We start from the raw sequence: 15,216 nt of genomic DNA, 5'->3' as shown, positions 1-15,216 counted from the left end.
GAAGAGTGGGAGTCGTGGAGCCGCAAGCCCAATGGTTCTTCGCGCAGGCGCGAGCTACGCCTGGAGAGCCCCTTTCCGAAGGCAGAACTTCACTGCCCCACGGCAAGTGAAAACGGCGCATGCGCTCGCACGGTCGTCCCCTGTCCCGGTTTCGATTCGACGACGAGCGTCCCCTCCACGAGATGCATCCGCTCGCGCATGCTGGAGAGACCAAGACCCACGCGCTGTGCGGTGAGTGGCTCGAACCCCAGCCCGTTGTCATCGACCACGAGCTGGAGCCCATCGGGAACAACAGAAACCTTGACCAGGATTCGCGATGCACTGGCGTGCTTCACGGCGTTCTGCATCGCTTCCTGGGCAACACGAAAGAGAGCGAGACTCGCTTCACTGGAGAGGTGGTGCGAGTTCCCGTCTGCCTCGAAGTCGATCTCGGCATCGCTCAGCTGGGAGCGCCTGACGCATTCGGAACGGAGCGCTGCGAAGAGGCCCAGATCGTCGAGCACCGCGGGGTGAAGCTGTCGCGAGAGACTGTGCACGTCGCGGCTGAGTCCCTCGATGTTCTCGATACACTCCTCGAACGCCCGGCGCTGGCTCGGTTCGACCCGCTCGTCGATCTCGCTCCCTGCGATGCGCAGACCCAGCGACACGGCCGCGAGTCGCTGGGAGAAGTCGTCGTGGAGTTCGCGCGCCAGCTTGGCACGCTCGGCTTCCTCCGCGCGTGCCAGCTGCCGTCGGAGCTGGCGCACGGCCTCCGCCGCCTGCACCTCGTCCTCGTGGTCGACGACGAGCGTCATGAGCCCCCAGACCTCGCCTCCCTCCCGCGCGAGAGGCACGAGGTACCAGCAGCAGGAATGAACCTCGCCTCCGGCCACCAGCGTCGCGAGCTGAAGGCCCTCGGACTCCTCGCCTGCGAGAGCGTGACGTACGGCGTCCCGCAGGGTCTGCTTCTCCGGTTCCCCCGCTGCCAGCTCGGACAGCTTCACCCACTCGCGCTGTTCGAACCCGAAGAGTCGACTGGCGGCTTCGTTCAACTCGAGGAGCAGCCCCTCCTCGCTCCACATCACGATCGAAGTGGGTGTCGTCTGGAACAGACGGCGGTAGCGATCCTCGCTGAGACTGACCCGTTCCAGAAGTTCCTCCAGGACCATCGCGCGCTTGCGGAGGAACCTCGTACGAACTCGAAATGCGCCCACGGTGAGCGCAGCGAGCCCCGCTGCGATTCCGAGTCGCACCGAGGTCCTGTTGTACCAAAGCGGGTGGATTTGCAGCACCGGCCCCATGAGGACAGGTCCGAATCTTGTGCCGGGCGCGCGCGACCGTAGCTGAAGCTGATAGCGCCCCGGCGCGAGACTCGTGTAACGCACGCGGCGATCGTCGTTCCCCATCAACCAGCTGCGATCGTGCCCGTCGAGGCGGTACTGGACCTCGGATGCGTACTGGAAGGGAAACTGAGCCGCGCGGTACTCGAAGACCACATCTGCCGTCCCGCGCAGCTCGTTCGTCGGGTCGAGCGGGAGGCCGTCCACGAGCACATCGCCCAGGCTCAGCGCCGGAGGCGTCTGCCTCGGAAGCGGCCCGCGCGTATCGACAACGATGGGTCCTTCGAAGGTGGGAACGACGAACGTGCCATTCGAGCAGGCCACGCCGTCGCCTGCCAGAGACTCCGGCGATCCGAGAATGGCGCAATCGAGGAACTCCTCGCGCCCGGCAGCCGTGGCTTCTAGCGATACAAGGCTCACCGCAAAGACGCCCGCGTTCGAATTGATCCAGAGGTGCGTCGATTCGGTGGGACCTGACACCACGCTGGCCCAGCCGAGGGAATTCGTGGGGAGCCCCTGCTCGGTCGTCCAGTGATGCCAAATGCCTGCGGTCGTTCGACGATAGAGCCCCTTGCCGTCCGTCAAGGCCCAGAGCGAGCCGTCAGGCTGCAGATAGAGGCTGCCTAGCAGGCCTTCGTCGAGCACCAGATCGATGGTACGGGTCATGGACTCGGTGTCGAAGGTGAAGACGCATCCGTTCTCGAACCCGATGATGCGGTTGCCGTCCGCGATCAGCGCCGAAAGAAGGGCTGGACCGAGGACAAAGGCACGGCCTGTGCGTTGACCACTCACCAGTTCCACCAGTTTCTCACCATGACTCGCCCAGACGGCGCCGGACGAGACCTGGACCAGCCGACCCGGCCGGCCCCAGTCCTGACCCAGGACAATCTCCGACGAGTGCCCTTCGAAAGACAACAGACCGGCTCTCGTTTGAATGAACCCGGAGCGGCCATCGCCACTGAGTACATCGAACGCGCCGGCCCTCGGGACCGATGGAGTATCGAGACCACTCCAGTCGCATACCTCCTCCACGCCGGATGCTTCCAGCGGGAACCCGGAGCGCCAGCGCCATAGGCGTGGGACGGTCCATGAACCGAGAAGCACCTCGTCGGGGCCGCCGGGCTTGACGACGAACATGGAACGTCCTGGAGCCGGGGCGTCGATGGGATGGAAGTATCGCACCCTGAGTAGCCGGAGGCCGTAGTTGCGGGTCGTGACCCACACGGAATCGCCAGGCCCGGGCATCAGGTCAGAGATCGTGTAGGGTTCACCATAGGGCTCCAGGCGCGGCTCTCCGCCGTGGAAGTCCAGGACGTACGCCCCTGCGTCGAACGCGATCAGGGTTCGATCCTGATCGATCACCACCGTGGACAGCAGGTGTGAGGACTCTCCCTCGAAGGGCACCACGCCGTCCACCCCGCTGACGGAGATACCCTCCGCGCTGAAGCGCCAGCGGCGGCCGGCTCCGTCGCGGAAGAGCGCGATGCTAGGGATGGAGTCAACTCTCTGGAGTCCACTCGTCTGGCTCCAGTGAAAGAGGCCGTCGTTGGTCGCGACCTCGAAGTCCTGTACGCCCGACGCACCGCTCGGCGAAGGAGTTTCCAGCAGCGAGGTGACGCTGATGCCGGGAAATTCTCGAGCGTCGAGCAGAACCTCGACGGACGCTCCATGGATCCGCACGAGACCGGCTCCACCGGCCCAAACGGTGCCGTCCGATCCCTCGACCAGGAGACGCGTCCTTGCGTGCGCCCCGTCCGTGGTGATCTCGTGGAGCTGCCCTTCGTCGATGCACCAGAGGCGGCCCGTCGCCGCCCCACCCCACATGGCACCGCGTCGGTCCCTTAGCAGCGTGACCGTGTAGGGTGGAATGGAATCCAACCCATTGACGCCGGACGCCGGCTCGATGGACGTGAGGGGTCGAAACCAGCGACCATCGAAGGTGAAGATGCCGGAGGCCGTGCTGAGCCAGAGCCGTCCATCCGGCCCCTCCCCGACCGCCTCGAGGCTCAGCGTGGGGAGCCCGTGCTCCAGCCCATAGGTGGTGACGACGCAGTCCGCCGGATCGGCTCGGCGCACGGCCAGCACGGGATCCGAGGCCTGCGTCAGCCCCATCGGAAAAAGGCTGGCGGTGCCGAAAGATCCAGGGATCAAGAGCAGGAGTATCGAAGAGATCACGCGAGCACTCTACGAAATCGCTCCCCGCGGATACCAGAACCACTGCGTCAGAGGAATCGCCAGGGGCGAGGTCTTCGTCCCCCATGGAAGATCGAGTCGCGCCTGAAGCGATCTCCCAACGACGAGGTCATTCTGCCCGGACGACTGGATGGCCTCCGTAAGGCGATCCAGGGCGGCGCGCTGACCTGCCCCCCCCTACGTCGGTTCTCGATCATGTAGGTCGGCGTTTAGAGGCCGATGTGCGGGTGCGGTGGGACGTCGATCCGTTCTCCTGGCCCTAAATCCACCGGTCCCATCTCGTCGAGGAAGACGAAGGGGCCGACGGCGCGGCGATGGCGGAACGGAAGAATGCGAAGGACGGGCAGGGAGCCAATGGACCGGGCCCGGTCTTCGATCAGTTCGTGGTTCATGGTTGGCCTTTGGGTGAGCGTACGAGGCGGCTACGATATTGAGATGCGGATGGTTTGCCTCAGCGACACCCATGGGATGCACGATGAAATCGTCGTCCCCGAAGGCGACCTGCTGATTCACGCGGGCGACCTGACGGGACGTGGCACGAGCCGCGAGGTGACGCGCGTCGCCGAGTGGCTGGCCGATCTGAATCACCGCCACAAGCTGGTGATCGCAGGCAATCACGACTTCCTGTTCGAGTCCGACTCGGAGCGCGGGCGCGCCCTGATCGAATCGGCGGGCGCCACCTACCTGCAGGACGAAGGCGTGGAGATCGACGGCGTTCACTTCTGGGGTTCTCCGTGGCAGCCGTGGTTCCACGACTGGGCGTTCAACCTCGCGCGCGGCGAGCCGCTGCGGCGCGTCTGGGCGAAGATTCCGCCGGCCACCGACGTGCTCATCACCCATGGCCCGCCGTTCGGCATGCTCGACCGGGTGGCGCGGACGAACGAGCCCGTGGGCTGCGAGGCTCTCACGGAACGTCTCCGCGAACTCGATGTCCGACTCCACGTCTTCGGTCACATCCACGAGGCGTACGGCGTGGACGTCGCCCTGGACGGGCGGCTTTCCATCAACGCATCGATCGCGACGCTTCGCTACGAACCGACCCAGGAACCCGTCGTCGTCGACTGGTGCGAGGCGTTTCGCACGGCGACGATCGTCTGACGCCTTCGCGGCTCCGCCCGTTCACTTCAGGATCACATCGAAGAGCGTCCCGCCGCGCGCCGAGGTGAGCTGGGCCCAGCTCGCTGGCCCTGGCTCGGTCACGCCCAGGAGCACGAAGTCGAAGATCGCGGGGCGAAAGCGCGTCCGCTCCTCGAACAGCTTCACCATCAGAGGCACGTTCGCGTGTTCTCCGACGTAGAACGATGAGCCCGTGATCACGACGATCCGGTCGATGTCCTGATGGGCGAGCGCCGCTTCGATCGCCGCGTGGAGGTTGCAGCCCTCGGACTTGGAAGTGCGGGCCGCGAGGCCCGTGCGAAGATACGCGAGCGCCGCCTCGACGTTGGCCGCGGAGGCCTCGACCGGACACTCGCTCCACGGATGCGGCCGGTCGCCGAAGGGCAGGAGGTAGAAGGTTCCGCTCTGATCGACGCGGCCGAGAAGCCGCTCGATCTCCGGCGTGATGAGGTCCAGCAGATTCAGCTCGCTGCTCGTCCCTGCCCAGAGACTCTGCGAAACGTCGAGAAGAATGGCCAGGCGATCACTCTCTGGCTCCAGCGTGGTCAGCACGTCCATGCCGCCGGCCACTTTTTGGGGCGGGATGGGGAGACGCGGGGCATCCCCGCTGGACCAGGCAGACGGCAGCGCGGAAACGTATGCCCTCCACTCCGCCGGTGCATCTTCTAGCGGCTCGCCCGTGAAAAGCTGGAGGCCCTCGACCAGCCGCCGCCGAATCGCGGCCCGCGGCTCGTTCTCCAGTCGATGCACGAACGCATCGAGGGTCGGACGAATCGCCAGCTTGCGGAGCAAGACGTCGATGGCGCGCAGGCGAACGGCTGGGTTCTCGTGCTCCAACCCTCGATGGAGCGCTCCGAGATAGCCGACGGGCTGAAGCCGCTGGAACGTGTCCATGAGGCACGCGGCCGTCTCGAGCCCGCAGTCCACGCGCAGATTGTCCGCGGAGATCGCGCCGTCGTAGGGATCGAGCAAGCTCAGGACCTGCATCGCGCGGGCACGGATCCTGTCGTTGTCGCCTCGGCCGGTGCGCATACGGACCGACTTGATCGTGCGCTCCTTCTTCCCGGTGATCGAGTCTCGCTCGATGAGGCGTTCGAGGGACCAGAGCAGCGTCATGGCGAGTTCGACGTCCTTGTCTCGTACCCGGGAGAGCACGGTCTCGGCGTCCACGGGCTCGTAGATCCGACCGATCGCTTCGGCGGCGCGCAGCCGAACCCTGCGGTCCCTCGAGCCGATCCCGCGGCGACCCAGCAGCAGCTTGAGCGCGCCGTCAGCGCCGAACTCGGTCACCTGGAGCTGGGCCTCGTCCGCGACATAGGGGTCGGGATCCCCCAGCGCATCGGCCACGAGGTCGAGCGCCTCGGATCCACCGTAGGCCGCGAGGTACTCGATGGCCGAGCGACGCTGTTCGCTCGTACCGTCGGCGAGGACGGAGCGAAGCTGGGCCACGGCGGCCGCCACCTCGCCTGCGTCCTGGAAAGTTCGCGCGAGCGAAGAGCCTGTGAGCAGCCAGCAGGCCAGCATCAGGTGAGCGAGACGACGGACGGGGATCGACCGGCGAGGGAAGAGTCGCATGGAAAACCTCTGGGCTGGGAAGACCGGGAAGAGCCTTCGAAAGAGTGTGCGCCGTGGGAATAGCCTCGAGTATCGGCTCTGCAGCAGAATCTGGGGGTCGAAAACGCTCCAGCCATGATGAAGACGCAGGGCGCTGGGCCTGGAGGCGGAGTCCACTGGTCTCCCGAACTCCTGCCAATGCAACCAAGGAAGCGGAGGAGGCGGGAGGGTCGAGGGGGCGCGGCGCCCCTGTGAGGGATGGAGGATTGGGAGTACGCGAGCCCGGGCCTGGCCTCCGCCTTGAGAGACAAAGGCAAGAAGTAGAGTCGCGGAGGCGAAGAGTGGAAGTCGCGAAACCGTTCCGCAACGGGTCGCCACAGAGCCGCGAGCTACGCCTGAAGAACCCCGGTGACACGCGGGAGGTCGTGGATCGTGAGCAGCCCCTTGGCGCCACCCTTTGTCCAGCCCGTTCGCAGGAGCCATGTCTGCGCCTCCACGCTCACGCAATCGACCTTGGACGCCCCCTGCCGTTCCGCAAAGCCGCCAAACGACATCGCGCTCGAACAAGGATCCAGAATCCCCAACCCGAGCCCGTGGTGCACATCGTTCCTGAGCACGTACTTCAAAACGTTCCGCATCTGCGTCGGCGACGTGATCACCTCCAGATGGAAGCGCTCTGCAAACACGCTCCCTTGCCTCACCCGCCCCCAAAGCCGGTTCAGTCCCAGAGCCGGTTCAGTCCCAACCCGGTATTCAAACTCGCCATCCCCTTCGAAAGGTCACCGGAGTTCTCCGCCTCCACGATCAGGTGCACGTGGTTGCTCATCACCGAAAACTCCACGATCCGAACCAGCTCGCCCTGATTCACGCGCGCAATCGCCCCCCTCAGCACCGCCATCTCTTCTTTCTTCCGAAGGGACCGAAACCCCCTCTTCAGCTTGATGGTGACATGGGCCACACCGCCCTTCATCTCTTCCCGACTCCCATGGGCCACCCGCGAATCCTTACTCCTCTTCGGCCCACGACGCGTCTTCGGCACCGCAAAACCAAACACGGCCTGCAAAACAACCGCTCTCCCCATGCGCGTTTTCGCCATGCAAGGTCATAGCCAAAACGATCCAATCCATCAACCGCCAAATGCCCTCCAAACTACACTTTAAAGCCCAAAATCGGCACTCTAGCCCAATTCTCCATCCGCTCTGAAACAGTATACTCGGCAGACCTTTCCCACCGGCCGACTCGCACTCCGCGCCCCCGAACCTCCCACTCTTGCCTCCCCGTCACAACGCGTGGGCCAGGGCCGAGCCCGCACCCTGACAACTCCCCATCCCTCCCAAGGCCGCCGCGCCTGCCAAGCTCCCGCTCCTCCCGCTTCCTTGGTTGTATTGGTAGCAGCCCAGCAGACTGCCCCCCCCAAGCCCCAAGCCCTTGGCAGTCACATGAAAGCGGCGCATCCGCCCCACAGAGTCCTCCAAAGACCGACTCCGTCAGGCGAGGCACCCACCGTTCACGGGTCACGGTTCGAGTCCGAACGGATTCCCAGCCGCGCCGCACGTAGGTTCATTCGTTCCAGCCGATCAAGTGGAGCTTCGAGACTCCGCCATCCGCCCTCGGCTCCTCCGCTCGGACCTCCAGGGTCTGGAGCACTGGATCCCGCCCTTCGGATTCCAGCCGAAGAGTCCAGGCCCCGGCGTTCAAGTACAGGGAGACGGTGGGAAGCGGTGAGGTCTCGCTCCAGCTCGATCCCTGGCCCGTGCGGTAGAGGGTGGCCGTGGAGTGGACCTGCTCCACGCCGACGCGGAACTCTCCGTCCTCCAGCCGGTCCATCGCCACCTCGACGCGCTCTTCTCCGTTCACCTCCTCCAGCACGATCGTGACGGCCCGCTCGGGGAACGATATTTCCTCACTCTCGCCGGGATAAAGAGCGCCGGGATCGGACCCCTCTTCGTCGATCGCTTCCTGCCGAAACTGCTCCATCGCTTCGTCGAGCTGCCGCAGCGTGATTCCATCCGTGACGAGCACCATCAGGTCGAGCTTTCCCTTCGGTTTCGCGGGCGTCCGCGGCAGCACGAACTCATGGACCAGGCCCGCTTCCGGCTCCTCGAAGAGCGCGAGGTCCAGGATGAACTCCGCCTCTTCGTAGTCGGCTCGGACCGTGAATCGAAGCGAACGAGCGGGCAGGCCGAAGAGTCGAGTGACGCCGCTACGGTCCATCTGAATCGAGTCGCTGCGCGTCCCGCCCCCGACGTCGACCATCACGCGATTCCCGTCCAGGTCGAAGACCGCCACCTGCCCGTTCGTCCAGGGCTTGCCGTCCTGATCGACCACGCGGCAGGCCAGGGTCACGGCCGGATGAAGACGCAGCTCGAAGTCTCTCACTCCGATCCCCAGGATCTCCGCCGGGAGCTCCGTGCGAGCGTACCCCGGCGCCCAGGCGGTCATCGCAAGGCTCCCTGGCTCCAGACCCGAGATTCGGAAGCGTCCCTCTTCGTCCTCGACCTCACGCCATCGCCCGTGGCTCTCCACCATGGGACAGACAGTGAACGACTTCAGCGGCTCACCGGTCCGCGCGTTCACGACGGTGCCGGTGACGACGACCTTCTCCATCTTCAGCGCATCGAAGCGAAGCGCCAGCGGAGTGTCTCCGGTCTGCACATCCTCGGACTGATGACGGCTCGGGTTCTCCGGGTCGATGACCCTGAGCTCGTAGGCGCCCGCATAGAGGCCCTGGAATTCGAAGCCACCGTCCACACCGGTCAGGACCTCGTGCAGCTCCGCCATGCGCTCCCACGTGGGACGCATGCCGTCCGTGCAGCCGGGGTTGAACTCACGCGTCCCCCACACCTGAATTTTCACACCCTCCATGGGCGTCCCGTCGGCTCCGAACAGGTTCCCGAAGAGCGGCGCCTCGGGCTGGAGACGAATGGTGACCGGCGTCAGTTCAGGCGTACGAGTCGGCTCAACCGGCTGCAAGACCTGCACCGCGGAGCCCCGGTGCGTGACCAGCAGATAAGGCGCCTCGAAGGGGCTCTCCTCGATGGGTCGACTTCCGTGGATCCGGAAGTGCCCTTGCTCATCGGTGACCTCGATCTCTTGGCCGGTGAGTGCGTTGGTCTCGTCGGGGCCGAGGGCGACGCGGGCACCGACGGCAGGCTGGCCGGCCGCGTCGAGCACCGTACCGTGCAGGCCCAGCCCACGATCCAGCCGCAAGACGTGAGGGTTCTCGTTCAGCTGCAGGTCGTCGTAGAACCGGAGGAACGGCGCGTGCTCGATGTGGATGCGGGACGACTTCCACGCGGCACCGCCCCTTCCGCGGATCGAGAAGAAGCCGCCTGGACCGCTCACCGCTTCAGCCCGATAGCCGTAGAGCTTGAGGATCCCCTCGTGCTGGGTCAGGTACCGGGCTCCGCCGCTCCCGTAGGATGGCTGGCTGTAGACCCGGACCCCCGCTTGCGGCTGATCGTCACCGTCCACGACCGTGCCTTCGAGCCGACCCGCCGCTTCCATCGTGATGTCAAGACCACCCGCCTCCTGACCCTCCGCCAGCGTGCCAAGGAAGCCAAACGACTGCACCCTGTCCGGGTGCTCCGCGAGTACGACGAACCCGGGACCGAGCGGACCGACGCGATAGCTTCCGTCCGCACCTGAGGTCGCCAGGGCCGCGGGATCACCGCTCGCCCTCGAGCCATTCCAGCCCAGCACTTCCGCGCCCGCGAGCGGTCCACCCTCCGGATCGAGCACGCGGCCCGCGAGGAAGCCGCCGGTGAGGGGCGCGGGCTCCTCGGCCGCGACGCTATCCGGGGCCAGAACCTCCTGCGGATCCGGCGCCACCTCGGTGACAGGGGCCGCCGATCGACGTGCGTCTGGCCGTGGCGCCGCGGCTGCTACCGGGACGCTTGCCTCTTCCGCCGCCGCGATCAGGACGTCCGTGACCTGCGGCGCCGTCGGTTCGGGCGTCCTGACGAGTGCCCAGACTCCGAGGCTTATGGTGCCCAGGAGAATCAACCCGGCCGCGACCAGTCGCGGGGCTCCGATCGACGCAACGCCCGCCGAAGCGGCCACCGTCGCCGCTCCTGTCTTTCCAGAAGGCGACACACCGCTGGCTGCTTCCAGCACGCGACCGCGAAGCTGCGTCCAGCTGGCGCCGAGCGCAAATCCCGCCGGCAGCGCCGCGCGGAGCCGCGCCATGCCTCGGTGGAGCCTGACCCGCGCCGCCCCGGCCCGAATCCCCAGCTGCTCCGCCAGCTCCCTCGGCGCCACTCCCTCGAAGAGTCGAGCCGCGACGGCCTGCCGCTCCACGGCGGGCAATGCCCCCAGGGCGGATCGAATCAGCCCGTCCACCTCCCCCGCCGCCAGTGCTTCCAGCGGAGTATGCCGCGGTTCTGAGCTGCGCAGCGCGAACTCCGGATCCTCCGTCAGCGACCTCGTACGACCGCGATCCCGGAACCCTCGGCGTGCGCGGTTGGCGAGAATCCCGAGCATCCAGGCCCCCACCGGCCGCTCGTCGTCCCAGCTCTCACGGCTCTCCATCGCCGCGAGGAAGGTGTCCTGGACGAGGTCCTCCGCGGCGGCGCCGTCCGACGCCAGCCGCCGCGCCACGCGAAGGAGATCAGGGGCCACCGCATCGAACACGGCGGCGAGCGCGACCGGGTCTCCGGTGCGGCGAAAGGCCTCGAAGGCACGGGAGTCAGGTCCGAGGTGTGAGTTCATGGGTAGGCCCTGTGCACGCAGCGAGCGCGATCGTTACGGCCAATCTTGGCAATCCTGTGCCCGGGCTCCACCGAACCCCCGCCCCGCGGTAGCAGGTGGGCATGGGCGGGCCTAGGATATGGGCCTCCATGCCCCCTCGGTGCCTGAAGCCCACACGATGATCACAGCAGCGACCCCGACCGAAGCCTCCTCCTCGGTCCAAGAGAAGATCACCTACCGCGCCTTCGTCCAGGCGATGGCGATGATCCACCTCGCCAACAACCGAAAGGACAAGGAACAGGGCGATCCCAAGGTCGGGGGGCACCCGGCCTCCTGCGCCAGCGCCATGCACATCCTGAGCGCGCTGCACCTCGAGGTGCGCCAGCCCCAGGACTTCGTGTGCTGCAAGCCGCACGCCTCCCCGGTCGACCACGCCCTCCACAACCTGCTCGGGCTCTTCCGCCACGACGAGCACGTGGACTGGTTCGAGGACGACCCGAAGGCCCGCGGCCAGGCGTACTTCACCGAGGAAGAGTCCAAGAAGGCCATGGAGGGCCTGCGACGATTCCCCACGGAGAAGAACCCCCATGTCTTCCAGAGCTACCACGCCCGGACCGACGCCGACCACTTCCACTTCCTGCCCTCGGGCACGGTCGGGATTCCGCCCGTCGTCTCGGGGTACCTGGCGCTGGCCTACCGCTACGCCAAGGACCACGGCTGGGACGTGCCGGAAGGCGCCCACTTCTGGTCGCTGATCGGCGACTCCGAGTTCCGGGAAGGCTCGCTCCTCGAGGCGATGCCCGACCTCGCCGAGCGCATGCTCGGCAACGTCACCTGGATCATCGACTACAACCGCCAGAACCTCGACGGCACGCGGATTCCGAACGAGCGCGGTCTCGAGGGCACCGACGCCGAGCGGATCGAGAAGACCGCCATCGCCAACGGCTGGCGCGTCATCCAGGTCCGCCACGGCAAGATCCGCACGGCCCTCTTCAAGAAGAAGGGCGGCGACGCGCTGAAGGAAGTGCTGGAGAGCGGCCTCACGGACTACGAGTTCCAGATGCTCGCGCTCAAGCGTGACGCCGAAGCGATCCGCACGATGATCGCCGAGAAGCATCCGGGCGCGAAGCCGCTCCTCAAGGCGAGCGACGACGACACGATCCTGCGCATGCTGCTCGACCTCGGCGGCCACTGCTACGACACGATTCGCGACGCGCTCGCGAAGTCGCGCGAGGAGTCGGGCGAGCCTTACATGATCATCGCCCACACGCTGAAGGGCTGGGGACTCGAGTGCCTCGCCGACCCGGCGAACCACTCGACCCTGCCGAAGGGCGAGGAAGTGAAGGGGCTCGTGGAAAGCGCGGGACTCTCCTTCGACGACCCCTTCGCGCACTTCGCAGAAGACACCGAGGAGGCGAAGTACCTCGCCGAGCGTCGCGATCTCTTCCGCCAGTCGATGGACGAGCACGCGGATCTTCAAAAGCGCAACAAGGCCAAGGTCCGCGAAGCGATCGACGCCGCGGGCGGCATCCCGGATTCGCTGGACATCGACCTTTCGCTCTTCCCCCTCGCCCACACCCAGTGGATGTGGGGCCAGATCGCGGCGAAGCTCGTGCGCCTCGGATCGAGCATCACGGATCAGCGTCAGAAGGGCAAAGAGGGCGGCCGCCGCAAGACCGACGGCCAGGGCCCGGACCTGACGGAGCATGAGAAGCGCTGGGCGACCGCGGCCGAGTTCGTCATGACGATGTCCCCGGACGTCGGCACATCGACCAACATCTCGTCCGTCCTGAACGAGCGGATCTACGGCCCCGATCGCGCCGACGGCCAGCTTCACGAGAAGCTCGACGTGCAGTACAAGCACCCGGAGCTGATCGCCACCCAGGACGCCTGGACGCGCCACATCCGCTTCGAGATCGCGGAAGCCAACGCCATGACCGCCGTGGGTTCCTTCGGGAAGATGGCCCACTACGCGGGCCTGCCGTTCTTCCCGATCATGACGGTGTACGACTTCTTCATCAAGCGGGCGCTGGACCAGCTCTACTACAGCCTGTACTGGGGCGCCGAGTTCGTCGTGATGGGCACGCCTTCAGGCGTCACGCTGTCCGCCGAGGGCGCGCAGCACTCGTGGAAGAGCGACATCCAGATCCCGAACCTCATCACCTGGGAGCCGCTCTACGCCATCGAGGTGGACTGGATCCTGTCGGACGCGATCAAGCGCTCGATGATGGACGACAACGAGGGACGCCGAGGCGTTCTCATCCGCGCGGTGACGCGCGGCGTCCAGCAGAAGACGATGATCGCCCAGCTCAAGACGCAGGCGCGCTACAAGGGCCACGACGCCGGACTGCTCGCGCCGAAGGGCGCGGACTGGGAGGGCGCGACCGATGAGTCGAAGGTCGCCACCGTCCCGGACGAAGAGATCCTGAAGGGCGTTCGCGACGACGTGCTCGCGGGCGGCTACTACCTCGTCGACTACCGCGGATACGCCGGCTACGAGCCCGGCGACAACGTGGTCCACATCTTCGCGATGGGCAGCCTCGCGGACGGTGCCATCGCGGCCTCGAAGCAGCTCTTGGAGCGCGGCGTCTACGCGAACGTGATCCACGTCAGCTCGCCCGAACTCCTGTTCGGGATCCTCGGGCACCAGAGCGGCTACGAGCACCTGCGCACAGGTCTCGGGATCGACGGCAACATGCACCTCGTGCCCTCGGGTGAAGCCGATGCGTCCGGCCTCGCTGGACTCGCGGGTCGCCGCGTCCCGATCGTGGCCGTTTGCGACGGCGAAGCGGGCCTTCTCGACAACATCGGATCGATCGTCGGCGTGCGCCAGGAAACGCTGGCGGTCCGCAAGTTCAGCAAGTGTGGCCGTCCGTCCGAGATCTTCGAGTACCAGCATCTCGATGCGGCCTCGATCGTCGAGGCCTGTGGCAAGGTGCTCTCGGAGACCGCGATGGAGGACATCAAGGTCTCCGCCTCGACGCTGAACCGCGTGGCCGGAGCGGCTCCCCAGGGCGGCATCGGCCACTGGCGCGAACTCTGGCCCGACGCGCCGAAAGGATGAGCGATTCGAAGAGCGGCCGGGTTCCCGAGAACCCGGCCGCGTTCTTACCGCTGCCCGTCGCTTCCTCGACGCGGGTGTACGACTCGGACTGGGTCGGCCTGCGAAGGGACATGCTGCGCCTCGAGAACGGCGAGCTCCAAGAGCACCATGTGATCGAGATCCCGGACGCCGTCTGCGTGCTGCCGATCACCACGCAAGGCGAGATCGTCTTCATCGGCCAGTACCGACACCCCCACGGCAAGACCCACTGGGAAGTGCCCGCAGGGCGGATCGAGCCGGGTGAGTCCCCCGAGGCCGGAGCCGCGCGCGAACTCCTGGAGGAAACCGGCTACCGCCCAGGGCGGCTGGTGCCCTTGCCTGGCTTTCACCCGACCAACGGCATCAGCGCGCACTGGAGCTTCCTCTACGGCGCGCTCGACTGTGAGAAGGTCGCGGATCAGTCCCTCGATCCGGGCGAGCGCATGGTGGTCCAGACCTTCTCGTCCCTCGAGGCCGAAGCACTCCTGAAGGCAGGCAGGCTCCAGGATGGGTTCACTGCGCTGGCGCTGATGTACGGGCGGCTCTTGCTGCCTGAGCTTCAGCGCATGTAGCGTCCGCTACCAGCGGCGGCCCTCGCCAATGAAGAGGCTGAAGGCGCCGCTGCTGTAGCGTGCCATACCGGTGGCCACGTTGCCGTCGTCGATCATCTCGTCCATGCGCTGGGCCATCGAGGCGTCGTAGCCATCCCTGATCGTGACCAGGACCTCGTTGCCCGCCACGCCATCGAAGTTGAAGGGCGCGTAGTTCCAGTACTCGTAGTCGTACGTCCCACCCCACGGGTTCTGTTGCGGCCACATCTCCAGATAGGGCCCCTTCCAGTCGCCGCGGCGTGCGCTCGGAACGCGATCCGGCACCGCGATCCCCGGATCGATGCCACGTGACTGGTCCCCGGGGAAGTAGCCCATATCCTGGTACATGTATTCGACCGAGCGCTTGATCGCCTTCATGTCGCTCACGGCGCGAGCGAACTTGGCCTTCTCCGTCCACGTGCTGACGCGCGGGACCACGATGCCTGCGAGCGTGATCAGGATCGTGAGAACGACGACGAGCTCGATGAGCGTGAACGCGGCACGGGCGCCAGCCCTTGGTTGAATGGGGAGAGTCATGATCAGTAGCGAGGATTCGGGGATTCCCTTCCTGCGGCTATCGCCATCTCCCCCAGGGGCTCTTGACCCGAGGAGAGGTCCTTCGGCAGCTGGGTTCCGCGAATCGCGATTCGGGACGCCGATGTCCCGACGTGAC

General features: G+C 66.3%; 10 protein-coding genes. 3 read left to right on the top strand and 7 right to left on the bottom strand.

From position 1 onward, the window contains the following. Nucleotides 1–89: 89 nt before the first annotated feature. Both Poly30_RS11675 and Poly30_RS11670 read right to left on the bottom strand, forming a co-directional pair. Nucleotides 90–3,494 (bottom strand): ATP-binding protein, encoded by a 3,405-nt coding sequence (locus tag Poly30_RS11675; RefSeq protein WP_145197437.1) that lies wholly within the window; start codon nucleotides 3,492–3,494, stop codon nucleotides 90–92. A gap of 227 nt (nucleotides 3,495–3,721) precedes the next feature. After that, nucleotides 3,722–3,904, bottom strand: coding sequence for a pirin family protein (locus Poly30_RS11670; protein WP_145197423.1), 183 nt, complete (start codon nucleotides 3,902–3,904; stop codon nucleotides 3,722–3,724). Nucleotides 3,905–3,953: 49 nt separating this feature from the next. Here Poly30_RS11670 and Poly30_RS11665 point away from each other — a divergent pair, with 49 nt between their 5' ends. Beyond that, a complete protein-coding gene (locus tag Poly30_RS11665) occupies nucleotides 3,954–4,610 on the top strand; it encodes a metallophosphatase domain-containing protein (RefSeq protein WP_419191276.1) in 657 nt (218 codons plus the stop codon). Between the two features lie 21 nt (nucleotides 4,611–4,631). Here Poly30_RS11665 and Poly30_RS11660 read toward each other — a convergent pair whose 3' ends face one another. From Poly30_RS11660 to Poly30_RS11645, 4 genes are all read right to left on the bottom strand, one after another. Further along, nucleotides 4,632–6,203, bottom strand: coding sequence for a HEAT repeat domain-containing protein (locus Poly30_RS11660; protein WP_145197419.1), 1,572 nt, complete (start codon nucleotides 6,201–6,203; stop codon nucleotides 4,632–4,634). A 368-nt stretch (nucleotides 6,204–6,571) separates the two neighbouring features. After that, nucleotides 6,572–6,868 (bottom strand): hypothetical protein, encoded by a 297-nt coding sequence (locus Poly30_RS11655; RefSeq protein WP_145197417.1) that lies wholly within the window; start codon nucleotides 6,866–6,868, stop codon nucleotides 6,572–6,574. A 32-nt stretch (nucleotides 6,869–6,900) separates the two neighbouring features. Next, on the bottom strand, nucleotides 6,901–7,176 hold the full coding sequence (locus Poly30_RS11650; RefSeq protein ID WP_419191275.1) for a transposase: 276 nt from the start codon (nucleotides 7,174–7,176) through the stop codon (nucleotides 6,901–6,903). A gap of 566 nt (nucleotides 7,177–7,742) precedes the next feature. Further along, nucleotides 7,743–10,892, bottom strand: a complete 3,150-nt coding sequence (locus Poly30_RS11645; protein ID WP_145197413.1) for a sigma-70 family RNA polymerase sigma factor — start codon at nucleotides 10,890–10,892, stop codon at nucleotides 7,743–7,745. A gap of 139 nt (nucleotides 10,893–11,031) precedes the next feature. Here Poly30_RS11645 and Poly30_RS11640 point away from each other — a divergent pair, with 139 nt between their 5' ends. Together Poly30_RS11640 and Poly30_RS11635 are read left to right on the top strand one after the other, a co-directional pair. Then, on the top strand, nucleotides 11,032–13,935 hold the full coding sequence (locus Poly30_RS11640; protein WP_419191274.1) for a pyruvate dehydrogenase: 2,904 nt from the start codon (nucleotides 11,032–11,034) through the stop codon (nucleotides 13,933–13,935). Next, nucleotides 13,932–14,525: an NUDIX hydrolase gene (locus tag Poly30_RS11635; protein ID WP_145197409.1), complete on the top strand. Its 594-nt coding sequence runs from the start codon at nucleotides 13,932–13,934 to the stop codon at nucleotides 14,523–14,525. Before Poly30_RS11640 ends, Poly30_RS11635 begins: the two co-directional genes overlap by 4 nt. 6 nt (nucleotides 14,526–14,531) lie before the next feature. Here the strand turns inward: Poly30_RS11635 and Poly30_RS11630 are convergent, their stop codons facing one another. Further along, nucleotides 14,532–15,080: a type II secretion system protein GspG gene (locus tag Poly30_RS11630; RefSeq protein WP_145197407.1), complete on the bottom strand. Its 549-nt coding sequence runs from the start codon at nucleotides 15,078–15,080 to the stop codon at nucleotides 14,532–14,534. Nucleotides 15,081–15,216: the final 136 nt, after the last annotated feature.

Source organism: Saltatorellus ferox (assembly GCA_007751475.1).
GTDB lineage: Bacteria > Planctomycetota > UBA1135 > UBA1135.
Note: the sequence above shows the minus strand (reverse complement) of the source record. Positions and strands in the feature narration are given on the sequence as shown.

What these genes read in the sequence shown, in the direction of transcription:
- Poly30_RS11670 (WP_145197423.1), bottom strand. Translation starts at nt 3,904, where the DNA reads ATGAACCACGAACTGATCGAAGACCGGGCCCGGTCCATTGGCTCCCTG.
- Poly30_RS11665 (WP_419191276.1), top strand. Translation starts at nt 3,954, where the DNA reads ATGGTTTGCCTCAGCGACACCCATGGGATGCACGATGAAATCGTCGTC.
- Poly30_RS11660 (WP_145197419.1), bottom strand. Translation starts at nt 6,203, where the DNA reads ATGCGACTCTTCCCTCGCCGGTCGATCCCCGTCCGTCGTCTCGCTCAC.
- Poly30_RS11645 (WP_145197413.1), bottom strand. Translation starts at nt 10,892, where the DNA reads ATGAACTCACACCTCGGACCTGACTCCCGTGCCTTCGAGGCCTTTCGC.
- Poly30_RS11635 (WP_145197409.1), top strand. Translation starts at nt 13,932, where the DNA reads ATGAGCGATTCGAAGAGCGGCCGGGTTCCCGAGAACCCGGCCGCGTTC.
- Poly30_RS11630 (WP_145197407.1), bottom strand. Translation starts at nt 15,080, where the DNA reads ATGACTCTCCCCATTCAACCAAGGGCTGGCGCCCGTGCCGCGTTCACG.